This window comes from Rhodoferax sp. UBA5149 (genome assembly GCF_002413825.1).
Classification (GTDB): domain Bacteria; phylum Pseudomonadota; class Gammaproteobacteria; order Burkholderiales; family Burkholderiaceae_C; genus Rhodoferax.
The window spans coordinates 1-26,287 of record NZ_DHXT01000019.1; the positions used below are offsets into that span (position 1 = coordinate 1).

Here is a 26,287-nt window from a genome sequence, read left to right on the forward strand (position 1 = left end):
CGCGATTTCGATCACCTGCTGTGGGCCTGTGACTTGAATTTTGTGCGGGGAGAGGATTCGCTGGTGCGCGCTTTGTGGGCCAATAAACCGTTTATCTGGCAGATTTACCCGCAGCATGACGATGCCCACCACGGCAAACTTGACGCTTTGTTGAACATGCTGAAGGCCCCGCCCACACTGCGCGCTTTTCATCACGTCTGGAACGGCGTGGCGGGCGCCGATGGCATCAATCAGGCGGTTTTGCCCGCGCTTGAGCTCATCCCATGGCAGCAAACCGTTACGAAAGCTCGGCAGTTGCAACTGCAGCAACTTGATCTTGTGACCCAGATCATGGGGTTTGCGTTAAAAAACCATTAAAATTCAAGGCTTTGCGAAATTTGACCGGACATCTGTCTGGTCCATGTCGCTCTCGCCGCCAAGCAAGCGGCCAACCTTCACACAATCGCTATGAAAACCGCTCAAGAAATTCGCGCCGGCAACGTCATCATGCACGGCAAAGACCCGATGGTCGTGCTCAAGACTGAATACAGCCGCGGCGGCCGCAACTCGGCTACCGTTCGTATGAAACTCAAAAGTCTGATTGCCAACTTCGGTACCGAAGTCGTGTTCAAGGCCGACGACAAGATCGACCAGGTCATTCTGGATAAAAAAGATTGCACCTACTCCTACTTCGCCGAGCCGATGTACATCTGCATGGACACCGAGTACAACCAGTACGAAGTCGAAGCCGAGAACATGGGCGACTCGCTGAACTACCTCGAAGACGGCATGGAACTCGAAGTCGTGTTCTACGAAGGCAAGGCGATCTCGGTGGAAATGCCGACCAGCGTCGTGCGTGAGATCACGTGGACCGAGCCCGCCGTCAAAGGCGACACCTCCGGCAAGGTGCTCAAGCCCGCCAAGATTTCGACCGGCTTCGATGTCGGTGTGCCAATTTTTGTGGCGCAGGGCGACAAGGTGGAGATCGACACCCGCACCGGTGAATACAGAAAACGCGTGTAAATTCGTCACGCATCCCCGCGTTCGATAAAAAAAGGCTTCCAAGGAAGCCTTTTTTATGGGCATCTCAATACCGCTCATGGGGCGCCATGCATGAATCCAGCCTGCAAACCGGTGTAGGCTACGGCCATGAGCAATTTCCCCGACGAGCGGCGAGCGCCCGATGCAACACAAGGTAATGGTTTGGCGGCATCCGCGCTGGCACTGCGCCGGGTAGCCATCGACACTTACCGCGAAAACGTGGCCTACCTGCACCGGGATTGCGCCACCTACCGGGCCGAGGGTTTTCAAGCCCTGTCCAAAGTCGAGATTCGCGCCAACGGACGACGCATTCTGGCGACGCTGAACGTGGTCGATGACCAACGCATCGTGGGTTGCCATGAACTCGGGCTGTCAGAAGACGCGTTTTTACAGCTGGGCGTGGACGATGGTCACACGGCTTCGGTGTCTCAGGCCGAGCCGCCTGAATCCATCGGCGCGCTCTACCGAAAAATCGCCGGTGAACGGCTGGATCGTGAGGATTTTCGGGCCATCATCCGCGACATTGCCGGCTTGCGCTATTCGAAGATTGAGTTGACGGCCTTTGTGGTGGCCACCAACCGGGATGAACTGGACCGCGAAGAGGTCTATTTCCTGACCGAGGCCATGGTGGCCAGTGGACGCACCCTCGACTGGCACGAACACCTGGTGGTTGACAAACACTGTATTGGCGGCATCCCCGGCAACCGCACCTCCATGCTGGTGGTGCCTATTGTGGCGTCGCACGGCATGCTTTGCCCCAAAACGTCTTCACGCGCCATCACCTCTCCCGCAGGTACCGCCGACACCATGGAAGTACTGGCCAATGTGGAACTTCCGGTCGAGCTGCTGGCAGATATCGTGCGCGAGCACCGGGGCTGCCTGGCTTGGGGCGGTACCGCCAATCTATCCCCGGCGGACGACATTCTGATTTCAGTCGAGCGGCCCCTGGCGATCGACTCCGCGGGACAGATGGTGGCCTCGATCCTCTCCAAGAAAATTGCCGCCGGATCAACCCATCTGGTGCTCGACATCCCCATTGGTCCCACCGCCAAAGTGCGCTCGATGCCGGAGGCGCAACGCCTGCGCAGACTGTTCGAGTACGTGGCCGGCCGCATCCATCTGTCACTCGATGTGGTCATTACCGATGGTCGCCAGCCGATCGGCAACGGCATTGGCCCGGTGCTCGAAGCCCGCGATGTGATGCGGGTACTGGAGAACGACCCGCGCGCGCCCAACGATTTGCGGCAAAAGTCTTTGCGCTTGGCTGGCCGCCTGATTGAATGCAATCCGGACGTGCGCGGGGGTGACGGATTCGCCATTGCACGGGACATTCTGGATTCAGGCCGTGCTTTGGCCAAAATGAACGCCATCATGGCGGCGCAGGGTCAAAAACCTTTTGATCACAACAAGCCCCAACTCGGTGCGTTGACATTTGAAATTCAAGCGACTGAGTCAGGTGTGGTGACTGGCATCGACAACCTGCAGGTCGCGCGTGTGGCCCGCGTGGCGGGTGCGCCGAAGGTCATCGGTGCCGGCGTTGACCTGTTCCGCAAGTTGGGGGATGCGGTGTCGACCGGCGATCTCCTGTACCGGGTTCACGCCGGGTTTCAGAGCGACCTTGATTTTGCACGCCATGCTTGCGCCAAGGCAACCGGGTATTCAATTGGTCGAGCCAATGAGGTACCCCATGTTTTCGTGGAATTTTGATGAAACCCAAGGCCTTGTCAAAACCTGTGTTGCTGTGTTTTGAGGATGAGCAGGCGAACGGCGCACGCATTGCGGCTGCTGGCCATCTGAATCTCGCCAAAATCGAACGCCACCGCTTCCCTGACGGTGAAATCAAGCTGCGCCTGCCCGATACGCTGCCTGAACACGTGGTCATCCTGCGCACGCTGAACGACCCCAACGAAAAATTGATCGAACTGCTGCTGGCGGCGCAAACCGCGCGTCAGCTCGGCGCCAAGCACCTGACGCTGGTCGCACCTTATCTCGCTTATATGCGTCAGGATATTGCTTTTCACCCGGGCGAGGCCATCAGCCAACGCATTGTTGGGCGTTTTCTGGCCGACCTCTTCAATGCCGTCATCACCGTTGACCCTCATCTGCATCGCGTAGCAACGCTGCGGGATGCCGTGCCCGTCGCCAGCGCCATCGTGCTCAGCGGTGCGCCGCTTCTATCTGATCTGATTGCGGCGCGCCGACAGCAGCCTTTGCTGGTGGGCCCCGACGAAGAGTCGGCTCAGTGGGTCGCACTGGCGGCGTCACGTCATGGGTTCGCGCATGCCGTTTGCCACAAAATCCGCCACGGTGACCGGGCGGTGGAAGTTGCACTTCCAGAACAGGCGGTTGCCGGCCGTCAAGTGGTTCTGCTGGATGATGTGGTCAGCACCGGCCACACCGTGGCCCAGGCGGCGCGCCTGCTGCTGGCCGCTGGCGCGGCTTCAGTCGATGTGGCTGTGACGCACGCACTTTTCTGTGGCGACGCCCTGCAACTTATTCTGGACGCAGGCGTCGGCGAAGTGTGGAGCACCGACTGCATCGAGCATTCGAGCAATGCGGTCAGCATGGCCACCACCATCGCGGAAGCATTGGAGTCGATACATGCGGCGTAACCGTCAGAGGCACTTGGAGCCCGGACGCGCCACGACCCGTTGCGCCTTGCCACTGCGTCCCTTGGGAACGGCTTGCCCCAGTTCGACAATCACGTGAATCGGTGCCAAGGCCTGGGTGGCTGCGAAACGCTGAAGTGCTGCACGGCAGCGCCCCTTGGCGGCCGCCGCCTGGTCCCCATGCAGATCAAGCCTTAGCACCAGCGTGTGATCATCGCGCTGGCACAACTGAAAATCGGACACCCCCGCCTCGTCTTCGAGTACCGTGGTCAACGCCAGCGGCACTAGCGTGACGGGTTGCCCATTCCTTCCGGCCATCACCAGCGGATCGTCACGCCGACCCTGCACCTCGATCACCGGCAGTGCCGAGCCACATGCACAGCGCTCATGCTGGACCGTTATTTGGTCACCCAAGTCATAACGGATCAACGGCTGCACATGATTGGCCAGGTTGGTCAGCAAAGTGGAATATGACAGTTGACCTGCGGGCATCGGTAGACCGCGCTCATCGACCGGCTCAAGAATCACCCAGTCGGTATTGGCATGCATGTGCCCGTGACTGCACTCCCAGCCAATCGACATGAATTCCGACGCGCCATAACTATTGCGCACGGTGCACCCCAGCGCCAGCTCCACGCGTCGCCGTACCGCCGGGCTCAGCGTTTCGCCCCCGGTCCAGACTTCCTTCGGCGCAAAGTGCAACGCGCCGCGACCGGCAAGGTCTGCCAGCAACGCAGCAACTGTCGGATAAGTGGCAATGACGGTTGGTGCGAAAGCATTGAGTTCGTCAACCAGGCTGCCAATTGACTGCAAAATGGAGAAGCAACACAGGCATTGCGCCATCCATGGATTGAGCTGGCGCAAGCGTTGCATGGTCACAATGCTGGCGAAATGGCCATTGATCGCGCCAACAAAGGCGATGCGCTCGGCCATCAACAGCGGATCAATCCAGCGCTGCAACGGTCGCGGCGTGCTGCGCCGTAGCGCCTCCAACGCATCGTAAACCGCCATCGCCCGCGCATCCTGCACAAACACGCCGGGTTGATGGCTCGTACCAGAACTCTCCCAAACCAGGTACTTGTCCAGATACGGCTCTCCGATGCGCTGGGGGTTGGCGGTGAAGGCCTCCAGTTCGGCCAATTTGAGTTGCGGGTCGGTTACCCAATCATCGAAACGCGCCATCAACTCGTTCCTGGAAACCATCGGCAGAGCGCACAGTGGCGTGGTGCCGGGCGTCTTGCCCTGCAGGCGTTCGCGGTAAACCGGTGACTTCCTTGTTGCAACTTCGAGCAGCTTGACGAGCCGGACCTTCTGTCGCGCTGCGAGAGCGTCCGGCGTGGCACGCCCACAGGCAAGCACATCCAGCGCAACGGCACCCAGACGCAGTGGATCGAAAACTGAAATCATGGCCTGCCCATGGTCTTGGGCAGGCCGATAGTTCGGGCCTTGAGTTTCACAATCGGGTCCAGCGCCATTTGGTCAACGTGTTCATGCCCCATTACCTATTTGACGATGCTAAGCCGACCATGGACTCCTGCATTTGAGTTTGATCAAGTCACCCACAGCCCCACGATCGAAAAAAAGGAGATTCGCACTTGCAATGGTCCGGGTCTGGAGACCGAAATTCATCAGCTTGCCCTTGATTTTTCTCAAAATATGAAACAGGGCAGCGACTACTATTTCATTGGATTTTTAACAAAACGGAGGGTTACCATGACTGACATGACTACAGCTCACAAAGACAAATTGATGAGCGATCTGCGTACGGGTGTTGCCGATGCTGAAGAGTTGCTGCGCATGACTGCCAACCAGGTAAGTGAAGGCGCGGCCGATCTGCGCACTCGGGTACAGGCCAGAATGAACCAGGCCAAGGCCGAACTGGTGCATTTGCAGGAGACCGCCGTCGTCAAGGCCAAAGCGGCCGGCCACGCGGCCGACGAATTCGCTCACGAGAATCCATGGAAATCAATAGGCATTGCTGCCGGTGTAGGACTGGTGATCGGTTTGCTGATCAGCCGCCGCTAGTCCCCACAGGTCATGATCGATCCTGTTCGGGAGAGCGGTCTTTTCGCCTCCTTGTGCCGGGTGCTGGCCACTGTGCTTGAAATGGCGCAGGTGCGGCTGGATATTCTGGGCACGGACGCCGAGCTTGAGAAACGTCGTTTTTTTGACGGGCTGCTCTGGGGGGCGGTCGCTTTGATGGTTCTGGGTGTCGGCCTGGTGCTGCTTTGCGGCTTCGTCATCCTGCTGTTTGGGGACGCTCATCGTCTGCCGGCGTTGGGCGTGATGGCGCTGCTGTTTCTTGTCTTGGGTGTGCTGTTGATACGCGAGGCGCGACAACGTCTGAGCAACCCGAGCGGCATGTTTAAAGCTAGCCTGGCTGAGCTGGAACGAGATCGCGCCGGGCTTCAGGCATCAGGTCAACATGAACAACGATGAACTTGTCTTGCGCCAGCAGCTTTTGCAGGTGCGCAGTGCGCAATTGCGCCTCACCTTGGCGGATCAGGTGCAGGTCTTCAAAAGACCTCTGGCCGTGGCCGATCAGGCGCAAAGCGGTCTGCAATGGCTTTACCGCAATCCCTTGTGGCCGCTGGGCGCCTTGGTGGTTCTGGGCGTTCTGCGGCCGCGACGCGTGATTCTTTGGGGTGGCCGCGTGTGGTGGGCCTGGAAAACGTTCAACCGGGCGCGAAACTTGATAGCAAGCATACCCTTGCCACGGCGCTGACTGTCGTATTTTTTTCGCACACAATGGTGTCTATGAAAAAAACACAGCACCTTACCGAACGCCGCCTGGCCGATGCCTGGGCCGAGTTGCAAAACCACTCTGATCAGGGCAACCCGCTGGAGGCCGACGCCTATCGCCTGGCGTTTGCCGACCCCGAGTTCCTGCTGAGACGTGAAACACGCGGCATCCGTTTTCAGCTGGAAATGCTCAAGCCCGATCTTGACCAGACTGAGCAGGGCATCGATAGCACGATCGTCGTTTTTGGCAGCGCCCGTTTTCTCTCACCCCAGGACGCGCAAACCAGTCTGGAGCAAGCGCAGTTGAGCGGCGACGCGAGCGCGCTGGTGGTGGCCCAGCGCCAAGTACGAAATGCTCATTATTACGATCAGGCGCGCTTGTTTGCCCGACTGGTGGCAGGTTACAGTGCGCACCGACGACGCGAGGAGCGTCTGTTCATCGCCACGGGCGGCGGCCCTGGCATCATGGAAGCCGCCAACCGCGGAGCGCACGAGATGGGCGCCCTGAGCGTGGGCCTGAACATTGCCCTGCCTCACGAGCAAAGCGCCAACCCCTACATCACACCCAGCTTGAGCTTTAAGTTTCACTACTTTGCGCTGCGCAAGATGCACTTCATGATCCGTGCCAAAGCCTTGGTGGCCTTCCCTGGCGGGTTTGGCACACTGGATGAATTGTTTGAAGTCATTACCCTGGTGCAAACCCGCAAAGCCAAGCCAGTGCCAATTGTTCTTTTCGGAACCGACTACTGGAAGCGTCTGTTCAGCACGGATGTGATGCTGGAAGAAGGCGTGATTTCACCCCAGGACATGGACCTTTTTACCTACGTCGACGAACCCCAAGCGGCGTGGGATGTCATTCAGAAATTTTACGGCCTTTGATTTTCATTCGGCAAGGGACCCACAAACAAAAAAGCCTGCTATCAGTTAAGTAGCAGGCTCTTCAATGCCCATAAGGCGTATTTGGTGGGATGTGCGGGGGTCGAACCCACGACAAACGGATTAAAAGTCCGCTGCTCTACCAACTGAGCTAACATCCCAACGGTCTTTGCAAGGTAATTTTCATTACTCTGCAAAGCCTTAAATTATAGCCTTAATTTCAGGGTTTTCGAAGGCCGTCAGAAATTTGATCAAGAATCCAGCCTGCAGCACATTGACCGAATGTGGCGGTCACACTGACCACTGAACCGTAGCCATGGCAATTGAGCGTTCCGTCCCCCTCGACCGCACACGACGCATCGGGAGATTTCACCGCCTCACGGCTGAAAACGCAAGCCACCCCGATTTTCCTGCCTTCACGCGGTGCATCGTGCTCCTTGCGCAGTCGATAGCGCACCTGAGCTAGCAAGGGATCGTGGGTCGTATGGGCGAGATCATCAATGTCAACCAAATGGGCATGGCGCTTGCCACCAGCCGCGCCCACCGAGATGAAGAGGGTCCGGGTGTCGCGCGCCCAAGCCGCCATTGCTGTCTTCGCTTTGACCTGATCGCAGGCGTCGATGACAGCATTGACCCCCTCGGGCAATAGCGCGGGCCAGTTGGCCGACTCCACAAATTCCTCGATGCACCTTACGTCACATGCAGGATTGATCGAAAAAATGCGGTCTCGCATCGCCAATACCTTGGCCTGACCCAAGGTAGCGTTCACCGCGTGAATTTGACGATTGATATTGGACTCGGCCACATGGTCCAGATCAACCAGCGTCAGGCGGCCCACCCCGCTGCGAGCCAGCGCCTCCGCGGCCCAGGACCCCACGCCCCCAATACCAATGACCGCCACATGAGCAGCGCCTATGCGCTGCGCCCCCAAAACACCGTACAGACGAGCCAAACCACCAAATCGCCGCACCATATCCACGCCAGACGATTCAATCGTCACGTCCGATTTGTGCGTAGACAGTTCACTTGCTTGCATCGTCATATTTCACGCCGTCGGGCGCTACTTGAGACGCGACAACCGCTCTTTTGCAGCCCCAGCGGCCTCTGACTGGGGATAGGCCTTGATCAGATCTTCCAGTGTTTTTCGGGCGCCGCGTGCATCCTTGAGTTCAATCTGGCAATTGGCGATGGACAAGACCGCCTCGGGGGCTCGTAAATGCTCCTGATCCCTCGCAATCAAGGCACGAAAGTTGATCATGGCCTCTTTGTAGTCGCGCGTAGCGTATTGTGCGTTGCCAAGCCAGAACAACGCGGATGATCCATAACCGCTTTGCGCATAGCGCTTCAGAAAATCCACAAAAAAGGTTTGCGCCGCAGAGAAATCGCCTTTTCTAAAAACTGCCAATGCAGCTTCGTAATCTCGTTTTTCAGCTGGTTCGGCCAAAAATTCACGGCCGTCAAGCGAAACTTTTACGGGTTCAAACTGACGAAGACGATCGTCCACACCCTGGACAATATCTTTCTGTCGCCGCTGCATATCGGCAACGTCACGCGACAATTGCTCATTCAAGCCCCGTATCTTTGCCATCTCGGATCGTAAGGTTTCAATCTGGTTTTGCAGTTCAAGCAAGCTCCGACGAAACGACGCACTGTCCTCACCGGCACGACTCGCGCCTTGCTCTGATTCCAACCGAACGGCATCAACACGCTGACGAAGGTCGAGTATCGCCTTGCGCGCTTCCTCATCATCGAACAGTCCGGCACCGGCCGTTGCCGCCCCCAAACAAAGCAACACGAACACAGCCGTTCGACGAAACATTTTCACAGCATCAATTTCCATAATGACTATCGATAGCTAATTTCGGCGCGCCGGTTTTTGGCCATTGCCTCCTCATCGGAGCCCTGCACCGCGGGCTTTTCCTTGCCAAAACTGACCGCCTCCACCTGGCTATCAACTACCCCGAGAAGGCCCAGCGCGCTGCGCACCGCTTCAGCGCGCTTCTGACCCAAGGCAAGGTTGTATTCGCGGCCACCGCGTTCATCCGTGTGTCCTTCAATGGCAACTTTGCGGCCTTTGTCCGCCTTGATATAGCGTGCATGAGCCTCAATGACGGACTGAAATTCCGGTTTGATAACAAAACTGTCGTAGTCGAAATACACAATCCGCGGCCCCGCAGGAACAACGGCTTGCTGAGCCGATTTTCCGATATCCACCGGTGTCACGCCCCCTTTGCCAACCGCGCTACCAAGACCTTCCGAGCCCTGCTGCGACACCGTCGTCCCGGCCTTGTCCACAACGGGCACATCGTCCAGCTTCACAGCCGAACCGCACCCCGCCATTAAAACGGTCACACCGAGAACCAATAAAAAATGTTTCATCAAGTTACCTTTTATCAAACTTATTGCTTCTGAAACGGACCCCAGTCCGGTTCACGAATATCGCCACCTTGACCCGTCAGACGGGCTTTAATTTTGCCGTCCAGTGTCGTCGTCATAAGCGCCTCCCGCCCTTGTTGCCGGGTTGCGTAAACAATCAAACGGCTGTTCGGAGCAAAGCTGGGACTTTCGTCCGCCGAACTATCCGTAATGGCGTTCACGGCGCCGCCTGCAAGTTCCATCACATACAGTTTGAAGGCGCCACTCACCCGGGAAATGTAAGCCAGCCAGCGACCGTCAGGACTGATGGCGGGAGAAATGTTGTAACTGCCGGAAAACGTCACGCGCTCTGGATTTCCGCCCGTTGAAGGCATTTTGTAGATCTGAGGCGCACCGCCACGGTCACTGACAAAGTAAATATATTTACCGTCTGGTGTGTAGGCCGGTTCGGTATCGATACTGCTGGACTGAGCCAGCCTGCGCGGCTCCCCGCCGCTGGCGTCGATGGCATACAGCTGGGAGCCTCCATCACGGCTCAGCGTCACCGCCAGCGTACGTCCGTCGGGAGACCACGCGGGCGCGCTGTTGGAGCCTCTGAAATTGGCAATCAGGCGACGTTTGCCGCTGACAACATCGTGGGTATAAACCACCGGTTTGCGAGATTCAAACGAGACGTAAGCCAGTTGACTGCCATTGGGCGACCAGGCTGGCGAAATGATGGGCTCGGGGCTTGCCAGCGCCGACTGGGCGTTTTCGCCATCTGCATCAGCGACCCACAGCTGGTAACGCTGGGCCGCCTTGGTGACGTAGGCTATACGCGTTGAAAAAGCGCCTTTGTCGCCGGTCAATTTTTCATAAATGAAATCGGCAATCCGATGCGCTGCCAGGCGCAAGTCCGCCGTCGTCACGGCATAACTCTGACCGCCCAGGTCCTGCCCCCGAACCACATCCCACAAACGAAATCGCACGTCATACCGACCATCAGCCAAACGACTCACGCTGCCGGTCACCAAGGAGTCAGCCCCCTTTTGCCGCCATACCGCCACATCAGGTCGAATAACCTCGTCAAGAGCAGAACCCGCTGTATCAACGCCACGAAATTGCCCGCTGCGCTCAAGATCTGCTTGCACGATGGCGGCAATCTTTTGCGGCGCGCCATCCTCTCCGCGGAAGGCTGAAACGGCGATCGGCAACTGGGTCAATCCCACGCCGGAGACCTCGACCCGAAATTGGGCCAGCGCAGGGACGCCGACGAGCAGCATCAACCCGACCCAGAAAACCTGAAGCGCGTCAGACAGACGGAGGAATGGGCGAAATGTCATTTTTCTGATTCAAGCAATACAAAGCGAAATACTTTCCAAACGCAGCCTGGGCCTGCATGGTACACACCGCAAAGCCCATTGCACCGTCCAAAAAACCCAGACGGAAAAAGTAACTGCGCAAGAATGCTACCACCCCTGCCGTACCGGCCCGTAACATAGAAGTTTTTTGACCACTTTCAAAACGCTGCCGCGCCCACGCTTGGCTGTACTGCTCCAGCTTGCGCCAATAGTGGGAAGGCGTTGGATAGCTATAGTGCAACAATGGGTGGGTCAAGCGACTCGGGCTTCCCTGCCTGAACACCACACGCTCATGAACCAGATCGTCGCTGAAATGGGCAGCGCCTCGCTTGAACAAACGTAACACATAGTCAGGCGTCCACCCACAATGACGTATCCAGCGACCGCAAAACTGTGTCAAACGAGGAATTTCATAGGCAACCCCAAGCCCCTTCGCAACGACCTGCCGGATCTGCTGCGCGAGTTCGGGTGGCACCCGCTCATCGGCGTCAATCGACAAAACCCATTCGCCACCGGCCAAGGCAAGCGCCCTGTTCTTCTGCGTGCCAAAACCCGGCCAGTCGTGCGTCACGGAGACCCGCGCGCCAAGACCGCGCGCAATATCGGCAGTGCCATCTGTGCTCGCATTGTCCAAAACAATCACCTCGTCTGCAAAGTCCAGACTCCGAAGGCAATCGGCGATATTGGCGCACTCGTTGCGAGTGATTACGATGACGGAAAGGAGCATAAGATGAGCAGGAGTGTAGCAAGTTGGCGTCATAATACGTGCCTGCTTACCCCTTGCGGGCCGCCTCCGATCACTTTTGGCAAAGCCAAAAGCCTCGAAAACCAATCACAGATGACGCAACCCATTTCTCCCAGCAATCGAGACCTGTATGCCCGACTGCTGTCCTATGTCAAGCCTTACTGGAAGGCTTTCGCGCTAGCTGTTGTCGGAATGGTGGGGACAGCGGCTACAGAACCGGTGTTTCCGGCCATCTTGAAGTCCCTGTTGGACAACGGCTTCAAGCCCGCCGATTCCCGCATGGTTTGGCTGATCCCAGGCGGAATTGTCGCGCTGTTTTTGGTAAGGGGAGTCTTCTCGTTCTGCACCAGCTATCTGATGACATGGATTTCCACCCATATTGTCACTGATCTTAGACGACAGATGTTTGCCAAAATACTGAAGTTTCCTACCCAAAACTTTCACGATCAATCTTCCGGACAGTTGATCTCCCGGCTGCTCTACGACGCTGACAGCGTTAATGGCGCAACGACCACGGTGCTTGTTACTGCCATACGAGAGTCACTGACCGCCATTGCACTATTGGGCTACCTACTTTACTTGGACTGGAAGCTCACCCTCATCACTCTCGCCATAGGTCCGCTCATCGCACTCATTGTGAAAGGCTTCGGCCAACGTATACGTACCGCCAGTCGTACCTGCATGGAGTCCATGCGACTTATTTCACACACAATTGAAGAAACAGTGACGGCAGACAAAGTCATCAAGATTTTTGGCGGACAAAAGCAACAGACCGAGCGTTTTCACCAAGATACCGAGCGCTTCCGGAGGTCCATGATGCGAGAAGCCGTGCCGGCTTCGGCCATTACTCCAATCACACATATGGCGGCGTCACTTGCCGTTGCCGTCATCACTTTTCTCGCACTGAGTCAAACCACAGGGCAGGCGGGCGCGTCTGCGGGTGGCTTTGTCTCGTTCATCACGGCCATGCTGTTGTTGATTGCGCCGATAAAACAGCTCACCACTATTAGCGCCACACTTCAGCGCGGCTTCGCGGCCTGCGAAAGCGTATTTGAACTGATCGACACGCCAACTGAAGACGACACCAGCCCTCGCAAATTGGCGCACGCTCAAGGTGAAATTACCTTTGAACATGTGAGCTTTTGCTACCCTGGAGCGGACCGCGCTGCACTTGCCGATGTCAGCTTTCATGTTTCTGCCGGGCAAACTATCGCACTGGTCGGCGCTTCAGGCAGTGGCAAAACCACCATCAGTGCGCTGATTCCACGCTTCTACCGATCTACCACTGGCCACATACGGATAGACGGCATCGACATCAATGACCTGACCCTGGCCAGCCTTCGTCACAACATTGCACTGGTTAGTCAGGACATCGTCTTGTTCAACGACACCATTGAAGCCAATATTGCCTTTGGTGCGTCCGGCACTTGCACCCACGAAGAAGTGATAAGCGCGGCTAAAGCCGCCAATGCTTGGGACTTCATTGAGCGGTTACCCGACGGCCTGGGTACGTCTATTGGCGAAAGTGGCGCCAAACTCTCGGGAGGTCAAAGGCAACGTATTGCCATTGCACGTGCTCTGCTGAAGAACGCCCCAATCCTGATTTTGGACGAAGCCACTTCGGCCCTGGACACAGAATCCGAGCGTCAAGTGCAGACTGCATTGACTACACTCATGGAGAACCGCACTACCCTCGTCATTGCCCACCGCCTCAGCACCATTGAGCGTGCAGATTGCATTCTGGTGCTGAACCATGGGCGCATTATTGAACAAGGAACCCATGTCGAACTGTTGCGCGCTGGTGGCTATTACGCCAACCTGAGCCAAATGCAGACATGAACATTCCTATCCTCATGTACCACCAGATCGACTCACCACCTTCGCGTGGCACGCCGCTACGCGGGCTAGTAGTCTCGCCAAGGTCGTTTGCAGGGCAAATGTTTCTGCTCAAGCTGCTTGGCTACCAGGGACTGTCAATGCGCGATCTGGAACCCTACCTTCAAGGCCACCGAAGAGGCAAGGTGGTGGGCATCACATTTGATGATGGCTACCAGAATAATGTGAGTAACGCCTTGCCCGTTCTGAAAAAGCATGGTTTCACCGCAACATGCTATGGCGTCAGCAGCATGATTGGCGGCTGCAACAGCTGGGACCAGCATATCGGAGTGGCAGAAAAGCTCTTAATGACCATAGAAGACTGGCGGACATGGCGGGACGGCGGCATGGACATCGGCTCGCATACCCGCACGCACGAGGATCTCACCAAGTTGACCGAGGATGCTGCCTTTGATCAGATCGAGGGCTCAAAAAGGGAGCTGGAAGGCCTCCTGGGTTACGAAGTTCGGCACTTCTGCTATCCGTATGGCTGCTTTGATGCGACGCACCGCGATATGGTGCAACAGACTGGCTACATCACGGCGACCACGACGCGACGCGGACGGGTTCACGCTGATGATGACACCTTCGCACTACGTCGAATCCTAGTTGCCAACGCCACGAATCTGGCTCTGTTTGCGGCCAAAATTATGACTGAATATGACAACCGGCGCGGATGAGTATCCACGCCCCGACTGTTTTCTAATTCCCACATTTCCTCTATACCGTGATGGCGATGAAACCCTTCGTTCTATACTGTAAAAGCTACTGCACCGACTTGAAGCGAGTCGTTCGACTGGCTAAATCAATCCAGCAATTCAATGTGGAAGGTATTCCTTTTTACGTCTCCGTTCCCCGATCCGAATTGCCATTATTCAAAGAACATTTGGACGGACTGGATGCAGAGCTACTTGCGGACGAAGAAATCATCCGAGCATCCCCCGGCATCATTCCTGCTCGAATCTCTGAGATGCCGGGCAGCCTTTCCCAACAGGTCATCAAATCCGAATTTTGGCGACTGGGTATTTCGGTGACCTATTTGTGCATAGACTCTGATGCGCTCTTCATTCGTCCCTTTCACGCTTCAGAATTCATAACATCCGAAGGGATCCCTTATACGGTCATGGATGAAGGGCACAGCCTTCTTGAAGACGCCCTACGCCACAAAAGAGGCAAGGTCCTACACGATTTTCGAGTCGAAGCACAATTACTCCAAAAGATCATTGGCCGCCCTGGACGCGCCTATAGTTTTGGGCCGTTCCCGCTGGTATGGCATCGTGCAGTTTGGGAAAGTTTGGACTTGCAGTATCTCCATCCGCTCGGCATGAGTTTCGCAGACGCGATTCTCAAAGCTCCCATTGAGTCGCGCTGGTATGGCGAAGCATTGCTCCGCTATTCTGCGATCGCATTAATGCCTTGCCAGCCATTTTTTAAGGTCTATCATTATGCGTGGCAATTCGATCAGGACCGCCGCGCCAACATCGGACTGGATCAGCTAGCGCAGCTCTATGGTGGTGTCATCTACCAATCTGCCTGGGAACGCGATATGGATTGGCCTAGTGAAGGCGGCAACTGGCTGTCCCATGTGGGACGCCGCTTGCGACGCAAATTGGGACGTATCTGAATACTCAGCGATAGCGAACCTCTTCTCCACACTGAACAACTTGGAGTTTGAGTTCAGGGCTGTAAAACCGCCTCTTGGGGACTTTGGTGCGAGCTTCGCTCCGGAAATCAGCCTCTGCCCAAGATGACTTGGCCAGACGCTTACTCCCAAATTCAGCTTATTTCCAGTACAGGTGTCGCCGCAAGTATCGAGGTATCCGGCGTCTGAGTCGCTGATCCTTGAAGTAATGATCTGTTTGAAGCAGCGCCGAAGTAAGCAAAGGTGCAGAACCGGTCAAACGGATCTCAATAACCGGATAAAGGCGCTCAAGCAGGGCGAAGACGTTGTGCTCCCAGAGCACGCGGCGCTTGGCCTCGGCCAGGGCTTGGGTATTCGTACGATCGATATCACTTTGAAGAACCGATGCAATGATGGCAATGGCTTGCTTTGGTTTGGTGATGTCAATGGTAATGTAACTGCCTTGGGGAAAGTAGTCTGCAACATTGGGACAGCCACTGAAAATCGGAAAACATCCGCGCAAAAATGGATCCGCCAGCTTTTCTGACCAATAGTCTATATGTGACGAATTTTCCAGCGCGATGTGATATCGGTAATCGGCGAGCGCCTCGTCTTTATCGCCAAGGGGCCGAATACCGCGCCCAAAAAAGTCAATCTGATCGCCTAGGGCTTCCCTCAGTTGCTCGACGAAGTGCAGTCTTTCCCGGTGGCCGCGTGTAACAGATCTGTCTGAACAAATCACCGAACAGAGTTTGGTCTTAAATGGATTGCCCGCTACAAAATCTGCGAAACTTAGCATCGGCACGAAAGGGCCGCGTGGCCCTTTAAATAAAACACCGGCAAACCAATTGATGGCAACCTGACTATAAATAACGCCGGGGTGGCGAATTAACCGCTGTGTAGTAATGACGCTGCCGAACTGCGCCAGAAATTTGGGCTGGTACTTATGAAAGCTTTCCGCTTCACCCGTGACAAAAATCCGACGCTCCAATGGCACGTTAGTTACGAGTTCGTCCCCGGGCCAACCTTCATATACCACCAGCCAATCCGGCGTGCTCGCTGGCTCGGCATCAATGGTGTAGCAAGTCTCTCCCCACATGCCATCATCTGTTGGCATTTGCCTATGCCAGGGCCAAGCCACGCCAGAACTGCTGATAAAGTTAACTGTCCTATTCGTCATAAATTATGCGTGATTCGATAAATTCTGGACTGCACGAAGATCGCTGCGCAATAGACGGCTACCGTTTGAGCTTGATTAATGTGTCGAAATGCTTTTGCCCAATGCGGTCTGGAAGGAAAGCAAGCAGTGCCGTATTCAGGCGATAGTTCCAGTCAAGTTTGAGATCGAGCCGGGTCTGGATGCTTTGCCAATGAAGCCATTCTCCTATGCCGTGATAAGGTAATCGTTGGTACAACCAGGCTAGCATGAACCGGAATAACTGTGCCGTGGTTTCAGGGTGCAGAGCGGCATAGCCTTCAATGATCTGGGCTGCGTTGTCGAGGTCGTTCTGATTGATAGCGGCAGATTTGATGCGGTCAAGCAGTTGCGAGTCGCCCAATAGTTCTGCGCAATAAACACTCCGAATTTTCCGCGTCACATGATCCAGCACATCGCTTTTATAGCGGCTGGCCTGCTGCGGATGCCAGCGATAAAGGAGCAAACTCTCTGGCAGATTGGCAAACCTTACACCGACATGGGAAAGTCTGGTCCATAAGTCATAGTCTTCAGCCACACTCAGCACTTCATCGAACCGGTGATGCTTGAATATCTCGGCACGGCCCATGACGGTTGATAAGCCGAAGCAATTGCCTCGCATCAATGCAGTTTTTATTTCCTGGTCCGAGCCCGGGTGCTGAACGGTTTGCCGAACTTCTTCGTCAAAGCAAGTGAAGGCGCTTCCGCATATGCCAATGCCCGCGTTGTGCTCCAAGTACGCGACTTGCTTCTCAAAACGCTCCTGTTTACACAGGTCGTCCGCGTCGCAGAAAGCGATGAAGCGGCCTTTGGCCAGCTCAATACCTATATTGCGGGCCGCACTGACACCCACATTCTTCTTGAGGTGCACAACATGCAGGCGGGTGTCGTGAAATGAGGCCAGCACTTCAGGCAGACTGTCTGTGGAAGCATCGTCTATCAGAACAATCTCGAAGTTCGGGCAGGACTGGGCAAAAAGCGAATCCAATGTTTGCCCGAGCCATTGCGCACCATTGTGGATTGGCACGACGACCGAAATTAGCGGATTGTTACGTATCGTTGAGCTGGAGTTCATGTCAGCATCCAGCGAGCCGGAACCACGTCTGAAGTGTCGTTGGCCGGGTCCGCAAACCAGCGGCTAGGGGCATAAACCACCTGTTCGCCCGATTCGCAAAGCCAGGCACCCCACCAACTGAAAGAGCTGTTGGCAATGACGTGATGCCGGCACTGGCGCATGAGCTCGAGGTCGATGTGGCCTTTATCCGTGGGATTGGCATCCACATAGCGCACGGGCACGTCGAGCACCAAGTTGGCCCGAGCCCAGTCCGGCTCATCCGAGAAGACAAAGACATGGATATCTGGAATGCGGGCCTTCAGGGCATTGATGGCGGCAAGGTAGTAGCCCATGTCGCACAGGCCGTGAAATTGCGCCGCAGCTGTGTTGCTGACATAGTCACCTCTGCGAATGTGCAGGGCCACGCTGCGCGTGCTGCGAATTTCGTCCAGCAAAGGCGTATCGACTGGCAAGGGCACTGTCAGCTGGATGTCCTGCAACATGTGTACCTGGTTCCAGGCGAAATACTTTTCAGACTGCCAGTAACCCACTAGGTAGACCGGACGGGTAATTTGGTCGAACCGCCGATCAAAGGCAAAGCTGCGCGGCCAGAACAGGGGGTAGGAATAAATGGCTGGCGCGAATTGCGAAAGATTCGCACGGATGCGTCCCCAGCGCGAGGAGCGCCAGTCGGGCAATTCGTGCAACTGCTGCGGGCTGGCCACCGTCGCACGAACGCGGTAGAGATCAAGCTGAAAGGGTCGATCGCCGTTTTCATCCAGGCCGCGCAGGTCAAGCGCAACATCACACCCCAGCCGGTCTGCCAGCGAACGAGCAGCCGCGTACTGAAAGAGCTGGTTGCCCAGCCCTCCTTCGATTCGTGCAATTACCTGCGTGGGCCACATGCCATTAGCTTGAAAGACGGTTCACTCAGTCCAACCCAGCTGAACCCCATACAAGCACGTAGTTTCCTGGCGCGCTGCATGGCTTTTCCTCCAGTATCCTCGTATTGGAGATCAATGTTTGAATTTCCTCAAGGGTCATTTTCCCCTTGGAAAAGACGCTGTCTACCCGACCACTGTTCATGGTCAGATAACCGCGGGCAGCCTTTTGCAGGACCTTCTCAATGTACATACGCTGAACTATGGCAGGCAGCTCAGAGAAGGCGTAGTTGCTGATCACCAAGTCATACTCTTTCTCGCCATTGTGAGTGTTCAACGTCTTCGTTCGATACGAGGACTGAAGTAAATGGCTTTCAAGGTATTTGGAGGCAAGGCCAAGTACGGGGGGCAGGTCGTACATGTCATACGACCTGAAACGGTACAACTGGTCAAGCACCAACCTCTGCCCCCCATATCCGACGCCAATTTCGGCCACATGACCACCTTCGAGACTGGTCCCAAACAAGCTGTGCAGATCCGACGCAACCTTTGCATATCGCAGGGTGCTCGGGCTGATGCGACAACGATCATTAAACTGGATGACATTGGCACCTCCAACCAGATCGTTGACGGCAAATCTATCCAACAGGTCCAAAAAATGCGGCGCTTGCTCGCAAATGAGCGCCAGGTATTGCCGCCCCTGCTCTTCAGTCGTGTGTTCTAGGATCTGCTGGTACACCGGACTTTTCTTGAAATGATGGAACAGGGAATGATCCGTCAGCGTCTGCTCGACAAAAGCGACATAAGCCCCATTGTCCGAATCGGATCTGAGCCCTTCCCGTGAGATGAAGGTCTGCCGCTTGTCTCGTCTTGATTTGAATAGCATCGTGTGTCCGTCTGAAATCAGTTAAATAAGAATCAAGGAACCTGAAAACCCGGCCTGTTACGCATTGCCCTTGGTAGCCAACATGTCTTGATGTGCACGCGCTAGCCCCTCATCCAGCGTGACCTTTGTCACCCAACCCATTCCGGTCAACCGTGCAGAGTCCATCAGCTTGCGCGGAGCGCCATCGGGTTTGCTGCTGTCAAAGGTGATGCGCCCTTGGTAGCCCACCACGCGGGCCACCGTGGCCGCCAGTTCGGTGATCGTGACATCCGAGCCGTAGCCCACATTGATGTGGCTAAGCTGTGGCTGCACCTGGGCTAAGTATTCATCGGCAGCCAGGTTCATGACGAAGACACTGGCGGAAGCCATGTCGTCCACATAAAGAAATTCACGCCTGGGCGTGCCGGTGCCCCAGATGGTCACCTCAGGCGCACTGGCCACCCTGGCTTCATGAAAGCGGCGCAGCAGGGCCGGTATGACGTGGCTGTTTTCCGGGTGGTAGTTGTCCCCCGGTCCGTAGAGGTTGGTCGGCATGACGCTGCGGTAGTCGCGTCCGTACTGCCGGTTGTAGCTCTCGCACAGCTTAATGCCGGCAATCTTGGCCACGGCATAGGGTTCGTTGGTGGGCTCGAGCTTGCCGCTGAGCAGGGCATCCTCAGCCATGGGCTGGTCGGCAAGCTTTGGGTAGATGCAACTTGAGCCCAGGAACAGCAGCTTTTGGACGCCGTGCACATGCGCCGCATGAATGACGTTGGCCTGCATCATCAGATTCTGGTAGATGAATTCGGCCGGGTAGGTATTGTTGGCCAGGATGCCGCCCACCTTGGCTGCAGCCAGATAGACCTGAGTTGGAATTTCACTGGCAAAGAAGTCGTTGACTGCGCGCTGGTCGGTCAAGTCGAGTTCGGCATGGGCGCGAGTGACGATGCGCTGTGGCTCATGCCCCTGCGCCAGCAGGGTGCGCACGATGGCCGAGCCCACCATGCCCCGATGACCAGCCACGAAGATCTTGGCAGTACGGTCCATCAAGTCTATTGCTCCCGCGAGACCGGCACCGCATAGCCATGATGCTTGAGCAGCGCATGCTTTTTCGCACGCTCCAGGTCGTTCGCCACCATTTCCTGGACCATCTCGTCCAATGTGATCAGCGGTATCCAGCCGAGGTCTTGCTTGGCCAGGCTGGGGTCGCCCAGCAGCGTTTCCACCTCGGCCGGGCGGAAGTAGTGTGGATCAACGCGTGCGATCACATCGCCCACCTTCAGGGCCGGCGCCTTGTCGCCCTGGATGGCGCTGACGACTGCTTTCTCTTCAACGCCCTGCCCCTCAAATCGCAGGCTGATGCCCAGCTGCGCAGCGGCCTTCTCGATGAAGCTGCGCACGCTGTATTGCACTCCGGTGGCGATGACGTAGTCTTTGGGCGCGTCCTGCTGCAGCATCATCCACTGCATGCGCACATAGTCCTTGGCGTGGCCCCAGTCGCGCAGGGCATCGAGATTGCCCAGGTAAAGGCAGGTATCCAATCCTTGGGCAATGTTGGCAAGCCCGCGGGTAATCTTGCGCGTGACGAAGGTCTCGCCGCGGCGCGGGCTTTCGTGGTTGAAGAGAATGCCGTTGCAGGCGTACAGGCCATAGGCTTCGCGGTAGTTGACCGTGATCCAGTAAGCATAGAGCTTGGCCACGCCATAGGGACTACGTGGATAGAAAGGCGTGGTTTCCTTTTGCGGAATTTCCTGCACCAAGCCGTACAGCTCGGACGTCGATGCCTGATAGAAACGGGTTTTCTTTTCCAGACCGAGGATTCGAATCGCCTCCAGCAGGCGCAGCGGGCCGATGGCATCGACATCCGCCGTGTACTCGGGACTCTCAAAACTCACCGCCACATGACTCTGCGCACCCAGGTTGTACACCTCGTCGGGCTGCACCTGCTGCATGATGCGGATCAGATTGCTGCTGTCCGTCAGGTCGCCGTAGTGCAAGACGAAGTTGCGATGGTTGACGTGCGGATCCTGGTAGAGGTGGTCCACCCTCTCCGTGTTGAACAAACTGGCCCGACGCTTGATGCCGTGAACGATGTAGCCTTTTTCCAGCAAAAATTCAGCCAGATACGAGCCATCCTGCCCCGTGATTCCGGTGATGAGCGCGACTTTGGGATGAGTTGTCATGGATTTGGTATTCGGTCACAAGCGATTGAATGGATAGTCACCACCAATTCATTTTACCGAGCGGGCGAGCACTGTTCACTCCAGGCGATCAGTTGCGCCACAGCCGCCTCGGTGGTAAATGGACTCGATTGGCCGTTGTCTTCAAGACCTTTTGTTCGCCACCGATCAAAAAGCTGTTCAAGGGCTGCTGCCAGCGCACTGCTGACAGCAGAACTGCCTGTCCCATCTTCATCAGATAAAACCACTGCATGTCCCTGACCGCGAATCAACGCCGCCATCTGTGGATTGCGATGAACAACTGCCAGTATCGGCCGCTGCATCCATAGATACTCGTACAGCTTGGATGGGAAGTATTCAGAGCAGATGACATCCTCACCGTGCAACAACAGCAGAACGTCCACAGATCGCATTCGATGCAATATCTGTTCACGTCCACTCAAACCCGTAATAGGGTCCGCTTCAATGCGACCAAATTGGCGCGTGCATTGATGCACACGGGAACCAACAAGAAGGTCGGATGAAATCCTGTCCAACGGTCCGCCGTACACATGCAATTCAGTAGCCTCCACCAAATCAGGCCTACGTACACTGAGCAGCTCCAGTGCCGCCACGATTGGCCCCAAATGCCTTGTCGGCGAAAGCGAGCCAAAATGGCCTATGACAAATTTCTGGCCGGGCTGGTAAGGTGGTAGCACCGCGAAAGGCTTGTCGATGCCAGGCAGCATCATTTTCCCCCGCTCTGCCAACTGGGGATGCCGTTGGCGGGCGCTGGCCAAGGCCTGCTCGGTAAACCATATCGCGATATCGGCATGCGTGCAAATCAGGTGCTCGACTTCTGCCTGCATTTTTTGACGGCGTGTGACCGGCACCTCCCCTGGTACCACCATCGGGTCATGCACCTCGGCCAACCAGGGCGTACCCGTCGCCTGCTTCAATGAGCGGGCCGCCAGATGGGCTGCAAACGCGCCGCCGGTCGAATAAATCAGGTCAAACGGTTTCTGTCGGGCCAGCTGACGACCTTTCAGATAGGCGCTCAACCACCACGACCAGGAGCTTTCAACCGGACGCAGAAACTTTTCGATCAGCATCCAGGGAAGCAAAAAAATGGATGCCAATAGCATCGCCAGGCGATAACGGATGCCACTGCCCAAGCGACGACGCAACACGTGCCGCAATTCAAACCGGAAACCGGCCGGCCCCATCGGCCATAACTGGTGGTGCTCGACAAGGGGGTCATGCGTTCCAGACACGCCACTCAACACCACCACCTCGATCCCCGCACGACGGAGATGAGGCAACTTGTCTGTGATGGTGTGGCTGGCGGCCCGGCCATCCATGTTGAAAGCGTGGCTGATGACAAGCCAGCGTTGTCGGGAATTTGCGGTCATGGGGATGGCGAGAGCCGAATGGATTGGAAATAGAAAAAACAGCTTCGTTCAGAAATCTAGTGCTTCGAAGCCACCTGCGAATACAGCTGTTCATATTGTAGGGCGGCCCTCTCCCACGAATGCAGATCGGCAAACGCCATTCCATGGCGACGCAGAGTCTCCGCGAGGTTCGGATTGTCCAATACTGAACCGATGAGCTTGGCCAGAAGCTGCGCATCTTTCGGGTCTGGCAGCAGCAGCGCTTCTACACCATGGGTGAGTTGCCGGGATATGCCGCAATGCTGAGGTCCGCTCACCACCACCGGTAATCCATGCGCCATGGCTTCGAGTACTACCATGGCAAAGCTGTCCTCCAGCGTAGGATGGGCCAGACAGTCGGCAGCCCAATAAGCGGGCGAGAGATCGTCAAGTGATCCAAGAAAATGAACTCGTCCCCGGAGTCCCATCCGTTCAGCCTGCTGGCTGTACCTGGGTGCAAACCTGGGGTTTCCAACCACGATCAACCGGGTATCTGAAGATAAATGCGCCAGGGCCTGCAGCAGGGTGTCCAGACCCTTACGCACGTAGTCATTGGCAACAAAAAGAACCCATCTACCATCCTGCGGCAACCCAAGTTGCTGCCGTGCCGCTGAGCGCGAAGTGGGCTGTTGCGCTCGGTTCGTTCCGGGGAGAATGACCGTCACCGAACCCTGGCTGTCTGGATAAGCCTGCTCACACTCCATGCGCAGGTTCTCCGAGGTCGCCACGACTTTTCTCGCCGGGCTGACCTTGAAGCGGGTACCTTCGAGCAACACGTAAGTGAGAAGTCGCGGACTCAGGGCTACCTTGACCCATTGCAGGAAGTGGCGCGTCCTGCTACGGGCAAATAACAGGTTGCATCGTATCGGTCGAACATGGATCGTCTGAATCTCACCGTGCCAAGTGTTCTCGTGGGAATGCACCACATCAAAACCACGTCGGGTTTGCAGCCAACTTGCCATGGCAAACACAAGCTGGTTGATCCAGCGCGGCCTGGGGCCGAGGCTAAAAACTCGGTGATAGGTCACCCCCTTCACCGGATGATTTGAATTCTGTGCAAATACATGAATCTCGTGACGCGAGGCGAGCTGCTCAACCAGCGCCACGCCATAGCTCTCGGCACCCCCGCCCGATCTTGAAAATACCCGACTGATGACGGCAATTCGCATGGGTCTAAAGAAGCACAATATCGTACTGTTCCTGTCCCATGGCAGCTTCGCTCTGCAATGACACCGGCTTGCCGATAAACTCGCTCAAGCCCGCCAAGTGCTGGCTTTCCTCATCCAGAAACAGCTCGATCACCTTGGGTGACGCAACCACACGAAACTCGCGCGGGTTGAACTGACGGGCCTCGCGCAGTATCTCGCGAAAAATGTCGTACGCCACGCTACGTGCGGTCTTGACAATGCCTTTGCCTTCACACGTCGGGCAGGGTTCACACAGCATGTGCGCCAGCGATTCGCGGGTGCGCTTGCGCGTCATCTCCACCAGCCCCAGCTGCGAAAACCCGCCCGCCATCGTTTTGACGCGGTCCCGCACGAGCTGTTTTCGGAACTCCGCCAAGACCGACTCCCGATGATCCTCCCGCACCATGTCGATGAAATCGACAATGATGATGCCCCCCAGATTGCGCAAACGCAGTTGCCGCGCAATCGCCTGGGCCGCTTCGAGGTTGGTCTTGAAAATGGTGTCGTCAAAATTACGGGCACCGACAAAACCGCCGGTATTCACATCGACCGTGGTCAAGGCTTCCGTCTGGTCCACGACCAGATAGCCGCCTGACTTCAAGTCCACCCGGCGTCCCAAGGCCTTGGCGATTTCCTCGTCAATGGCGTACAGGTCAAAAATGGGCCGCTCCCCCTTGTAATGCTGAAGCTTCTCGGAGGCTGCGGGCATGAATTCGAGGCCAAAAGCCTTCAGCGCTTCAAATTGCTCCCGTGAATCCACCTTGATGGTCTGCGTGCTTTCTCCCACCAGATCGCGCAACACACGCTGCAACAGGTTCAAATCCTGATGCAAAAGGGACAAGGGCGGCAAACGCACGGAGGCATCCTTGATACGGGTCCAAGCCTTGCGCAGATACCCGATGTCTTCAGATAATTCCAGATCAGAGGCATCCTCGCCGTTGGTTCGCAAAATGAATCCACCGCCCTGGGAGCCCGCCAGGTGCTGCAGACGCGTACGAAGCTCGTCACGCTGGTGTTGTGGGATTTTTTGCGACACTCCAATATGGTCATCCTGTGGCAAAAACACCAGCATTCGACCCGCAATGCTGATCTGCGTGGACAAGCGCGCACCTTTGGTACCGATCGGGTCCTTGATGACCTGAACCGTCAGCGCCTGCCCTTCAAATATCTGCTTTTCGATCGGGATCTGGGCTTGCGTGTTACGCGCCATGCTGGGCGGTTCACCATCCGGCTGGCGGTGCCAGACATCGGCAACATGCAAAAACGCGGCACGCTCCAGCCCGATGTCAATGAACGCCGACTGCATACCGGGCAAAACCCGGGCGACCTTGCCCAAGTAGACATTGCCAACCAGGCCACGCTCCAGAGTGCGCTCGACGTGCAGCTCCTGCAGCACACCATTTTCAACAACGGCAACACGGGTTTCCTGCGGAGACCAGTTGATCAAAATGTCGTCTTGCATGGGAGACCTGATTAAACCTTGAAACCAAAAGACCGCAGCAACTGCGCAGTTTCATACATGGGCAGACCCATGATGCCAGAGTAGCTGCCGCTCATGTGTGAAATAAACGCGGCCGCCCTGCCCTGCACGGCGTAGGCACCGGCCTTGCCCATGGGCTCACTTGAGGTTGCGTAGGCTTGAATCTGGCGCGGGCTCATGGCAGCGAACGTGACGCGCGATTCACTGAGTGCTTGTTCACGTTTGCGCACGGTGCCTAGCGCCATCGCCGTCAGGACCCGGTGCGTCTTGTTGGAAAGCTCCGTCAACATACGTCTGGCATCCGCTGGATCGGCCGGTTTGCCATAAATCGTACGGCCCAAGGCCACGGTGGTGTCCGAACAGAGCACGGGCGCGGTTGGTAACCCCCTGCGTTTGAGTCGCGCCAAGGCGGCGTCAAGCTTGAGCTGCGTGACCCGTTTGACGTACGCCGAAGGAGCCTCGTTAGGCAGCACGACTTCCAGCGCTTCGGCGTCTTCATCGGCTCCTGGCAATAGCAATTCATGACGCACGCCGAGCTGCTCCAGCAATTGGCGCCGACGCGGACTTTGCGAGGCAAGATAGATAAACTTGTTCACGGTAAAAACTGGAAATATCACTCGCGGTGATAAGGATGATTGGCATTGATGGACCAGGCGCGGTAGAGCTGTTCAATCAGCAGCACCCGGACCATGGCGTGAGGCAGGGTCAGATCAGACAATCGGATGCGTTCATGCGCCGCCTGTTTGAAAGCGGGGTCGAGCCCGTCGGGCCCACCGATGACCAGGGCGACGTCGTCACCCTCCAACTGCCAGTGTTGCAGCTTCGCGGCCAG

General features: G+C 56.5%; 28 protein-coding genes and 1 tRNA gene. 11 read left to right on the forward strand and 18 right to left on the reverse strand.

Going from position 1 to position 26,287, the window contains the following annotated elements:
- The 4 genes from earP to B3V69_RS01380 all read left to right on the forward strand — a co-directional run.
- Positions 1-357, forward strand: a 357-nt coding sequence (earP, locus tag B3V69_RS01365) for an elongation factor P maturation arginine rhamnosyltransferase EarP (RefSeq protein ID WP_296443095.1), incomplete at its 5' end; no start/stop codon positions are given.
- Between the two features lie 90 nt (positions 358-447).
- Positions 448-1,002: an elongation factor P gene (efp, locus tag B3V69_RS01370; RefSeq protein WP_296443096.1), complete on the forward strand. Its 555-nt coding sequence runs from the start codon at positions 448-450 to the stop codon at positions 1,000-1,002.
- Between the two features lie 126 nt (positions 1,003-1,128).
- Positions 1,129-2,727, forward strand: coding sequence for a thymidine phosphorylase family protein (locus B3V69_RS01375; RefSeq protein WP_296443098.1), 1,599 nt, complete (start codon positions 1,129-1,131; stop codon positions 2,725-2,727).
- Complete coding sequence (locus tag B3V69_RS01380; RefSeq protein ID WP_296443100.1) at positions 2,727-3,632, forward strand: ribose-phosphate diphosphokinase; 906 nt, start codon at positions 2,727-2,729, stop codon at positions 3,630-3,632. Before B3V69_RS01375 ends, B3V69_RS01380 begins: the two co-directional genes overlap by 1 nt.
- A 3-nt stretch (positions 3,633-3,635) precedes the next feature.
- Here the strand turns inward: B3V69_RS01380 and B3V69_RS01385 are convergent, their stop codons facing one another.
- Positions 3,636-5,036, reverse strand: a complete 1,401-nt coding sequence (locus B3V69_RS01385) for a phenylacetate--CoA ligase family protein (protein ID WP_296443102.1) — start codon at positions 5,034-5,036, stop codon at positions 3,636-3,638.
- 105 nt (positions 5,037-5,141) lie between these two features.
- Here B3V69_RS01385 and B3V69_RS01390 point away from each other — a divergent pair, with 105 nt between their 5' ends.
- From B3V69_RS01390 to B3V69_RS01405, 4 genes are read left to right on the forward strand one after another with little or no spacing between them, the layout of a single operon-like run.
- Positions 5,142-5,654, forward strand: coding sequence for a DUF883 family protein (locus B3V69_RS01390; protein WP_296443154.1), 513 nt, complete (start codon positions 5,142-5,144; stop codon positions 5,652-5,654).
- A gap of 60 nt (positions 5,655-5,714) precedes the next feature.
- Positions 5,715-6,068 carry a phage holin family protein gene (locus tag B3V69_RS01395; protein ID WP_296443155.1) on the forward strand — a complete coding sequence of 118 codons (354 nt, stop codon included), beginning with the start codon at positions 5,715-5,717 and terminating at the stop codon, positions 6,066-6,068.
- Positions 6,055-6,354, forward strand: coding sequence for a YqjK-like family protein (locus B3V69_RS01400; RefSeq protein WP_296443104.1), 300 nt, complete (start codon positions 6,055-6,057; stop codon positions 6,352-6,354). The genes B3V69_RS01395 and B3V69_RS01400 overlap by 14 nt, the downstream gene beginning before the upstream one ends.
- Positions 6,355-6,386: 32 nt before the next feature.
- On the forward strand, positions 6,387-7,250 hold the full coding sequence (locus B3V69_RS01405; RefSeq protein WP_296443107.1) for a TIGR00730 family Rossman fold protein: 864 nt from the start codon (positions 6,387-6,389) through the stop codon (positions 7,248-7,250).
- An 82-nt stretch (positions 7,251-7,332) separates the two neighbouring features.
- Here B3V69_RS01405 and B3V69_RS01410 read toward each other — a convergent pair.
- The 6 genes from B3V69_RS01410 to B3V69_RS01435 form a co-directional block, all read right to left on the reverse strand.
- Positions 7,333-7,408: transfer RNA gene (locus B3V69_RS01410), tRNA-Lys, on the reverse strand.
- 59 nt (positions 7,409-7,467) lie between these two features.
- Entirely contained in the window at positions 7,468-8,283 is an 816-nt protein-coding gene (locus B3V69_RS01415; protein ID WP_296443156.1) for a tRNA threonylcarbamoyladenosine dehydratase, read from the reverse strand.
- Between the two features lie 24 nt (positions 8,284-8,307).
- A complete protein-coding gene (gene ybgF, locus B3V69_RS01420) occupies positions 8,308-9,087 on the reverse strand; it encodes a tol-pal system protein YbgF (RefSeq protein ID WP_414707449.1) in 780 nt (259 codons plus the stop codon).
- Between the two features lie 5 nt (positions 9,088-9,092).
- Positions 9,093-9,626 (reverse strand): peptidoglycan-associated lipoprotein Pal, encoded by a 534-nt coding sequence (gene pal, locus B3V69_RS01425; RefSeq protein WP_296443109.1) that lies wholly within the window; start codon positions 9,624-9,626, stop codon positions 9,093-9,095.
- A gap of 20 nt (positions 9,627-9,646) precedes the next feature.
- On the reverse strand, positions 9,647-10,885 hold the full coding sequence (gene tolB / locus B3V69_RS01430; RefSeq protein ID WP_296443158.1) for a Tol-Pal system beta propeller repeat protein TolB: 1,239 nt from the start codon (positions 10,883-10,885) through the stop codon (positions 9,647-9,649).
- Between the two features lie 28 nt (positions 10,886-10,913).
- Positions 10,914-11,690: a glycosyltransferase family 2 protein gene (locus B3V69_RS01435; RefSeq protein ID WP_296443111.1), complete on the reverse strand. Its 777-nt coding sequence runs from the start codon at positions 11,688-11,690 to the stop codon at positions 10,914-10,916.
- A 111-nt stretch (positions 11,691-11,801) separates the two neighbouring features.
- On the opposite strand from B3V69_RS01435, the gene msbA reads away from it, so the two are divergent.
- From msbA to B3V69_RS01450, 3 genes are read left to right on the forward strand one after another with little or no spacing between them, the layout of a single operon-like run.
- The gene (msbA, locus tag B3V69_RS01440) at positions 11,802-13,547 is read left to right on the forward strand and encodes a lipid A export permease/ATP-binding protein MsbA (RefSeq protein WP_296443112.1); all 1,746 of its coding nucleotides are present in this window, start codon (positions 11,802-11,804) and stop codon (positions 13,545-13,547) included.
- On the forward strand, positions 13,544-14,263 hold the full coding sequence (locus B3V69_RS01445) for a polysaccharide deacetylase family protein (protein WP_296443114.1): 720 nt from the start codon (positions 13,544-13,546) through the stop codon (positions 14,261-14,263). The genes msbA and B3V69_RS01445 overlap by 4 nt, the downstream gene beginning before the upstream one ends.
- Positions 14,264-14,319: 56 nt before the next feature.
- A complete protein-coding gene (locus tag B3V69_RS01450) occupies positions 14,320-15,207 on the forward strand; it encodes a DUF6492 family protein (RefSeq protein ID WP_296443159.1) in 888 nt (295 codons plus the stop codon).
- A gap of 157 nt (positions 15,208-15,364) precedes the next feature.
- Here the strand turns inward: B3V69_RS01450 and B3V69_RS01455 are convergent, their stop codons facing one another.
- The 11 genes from B3V69_RS01455 to B3V69_RS01505 all read right to left on the reverse strand — a co-directional run.
- Positions 15,365-16,321 (reverse strand): glycosyltransferase family 10 domain-containing protein, encoded by a 957-nt coding sequence (locus tag B3V69_RS01455; RefSeq protein ID WP_296443116.1) that lies wholly within the window; start codon positions 16,319-16,321, stop codon positions 15,365-15,367.
- Between the two features lie 121 nt (positions 16,322-16,442).
- On the reverse strand, positions 16,443-17,474 hold the full coding sequence (locus B3V69_RS01460) for a glycosyltransferase family 2 protein (protein ID WP_296443118.1): 1,032 nt from the start codon (positions 17,472-17,474) through the stop codon (positions 16,443-16,445).
- Entirely contained in the window at positions 17,471-18,358 is an 888-nt protein-coding gene (locus tag B3V69_RS01465) for an alpha-1,2-fucosyltransferase (RefSeq protein WP_296443120.1), read from the reverse strand. Before B3V69_RS01465 ends, B3V69_RS01460 begins: the two co-directional genes overlap by 4 nt.
- A gap of 25 nt (positions 18,359-18,383) precedes the next feature.
- The gene (locus tag B3V69_RS01470; RefSeq protein WP_296443122.1) at positions 18,384-19,220 is read right to left on the reverse strand and encodes a putative sugar O-methyltransferase; all 837 of its coding nucleotides are present in this window, start codon (positions 19,218-19,220) and stop codon (positions 18,384-18,386) included.
- A 57-nt stretch (positions 19,221-19,277) separates the two neighbouring features.
- Positions 19,278-20,246, reverse strand: a complete 969-nt coding sequence (gene fcl / locus B3V69_RS01475) for a GDP-L-fucose synthase (protein WP_296443124.1) — start codon at positions 20,244-20,246, stop codon at positions 19,278-19,280.
- Positions 20,247-20,251: 5 nt separating this feature from the next.
- Entirely contained in the window at positions 20,252-21,382 is a 1,131-nt protein-coding gene (gmd, locus tag B3V69_RS01480) for a GDP-mannose 4,6-dehydratase (RefSeq protein ID WP_296443126.1), read from the reverse strand.
- Between the two features lie 53 nt (positions 21,383-21,435).
- Entirely contained in the window at positions 21,436-22,719 is a 1,284-nt protein-coding gene (locus B3V69_RS01485) for a glycosyltransferase (RefSeq protein ID WP_296443129.1), read from the reverse strand.
- A gap of 107 nt (positions 22,720-22,826) precedes the next feature.
- Positions 22,827-23,957, reverse strand: a complete 1,131-nt coding sequence (locus tag B3V69_RS01490; RefSeq protein WP_296443131.1) for a glycosyltransferase family 4 protein — start codon at positions 23,955-23,957, stop codon at positions 22,827-22,829.
- A 4-nt stretch (positions 23,958-23,961) separates the two neighbouring features.
- Positions 23,962-25,437 carry a ribonuclease G gene (gene rng, locus B3V69_RS01495; protein WP_296443134.1) on the reverse strand — a complete coding sequence of 492 codons (1,476 nt, stop codon included), beginning with the start codon at positions 25,435-25,437 and terminating at the stop codon, positions 23,962-23,964.
- Between the two features lie 11 nt (positions 25,438-25,448).
- Complete coding sequence (locus tag B3V69_RS01500) at positions 25,449-26,051, reverse strand: Maf family protein (protein WP_296443136.1); 603 nt, start codon at positions 26,049-26,051, stop codon at positions 25,449-25,451.
- A gap of 17 nt (positions 26,052-26,068) precedes the next feature.
- A partial coding sequence (locus B3V69_RS01505) for a 23S rRNA (pseudouridine(1915)-N(3))-methyltransferase RlmH (protein ID WP_296443138.1) occupies positions 26,069-26,287 on the reverse strand: 219 nt, incomplete at its 5' end.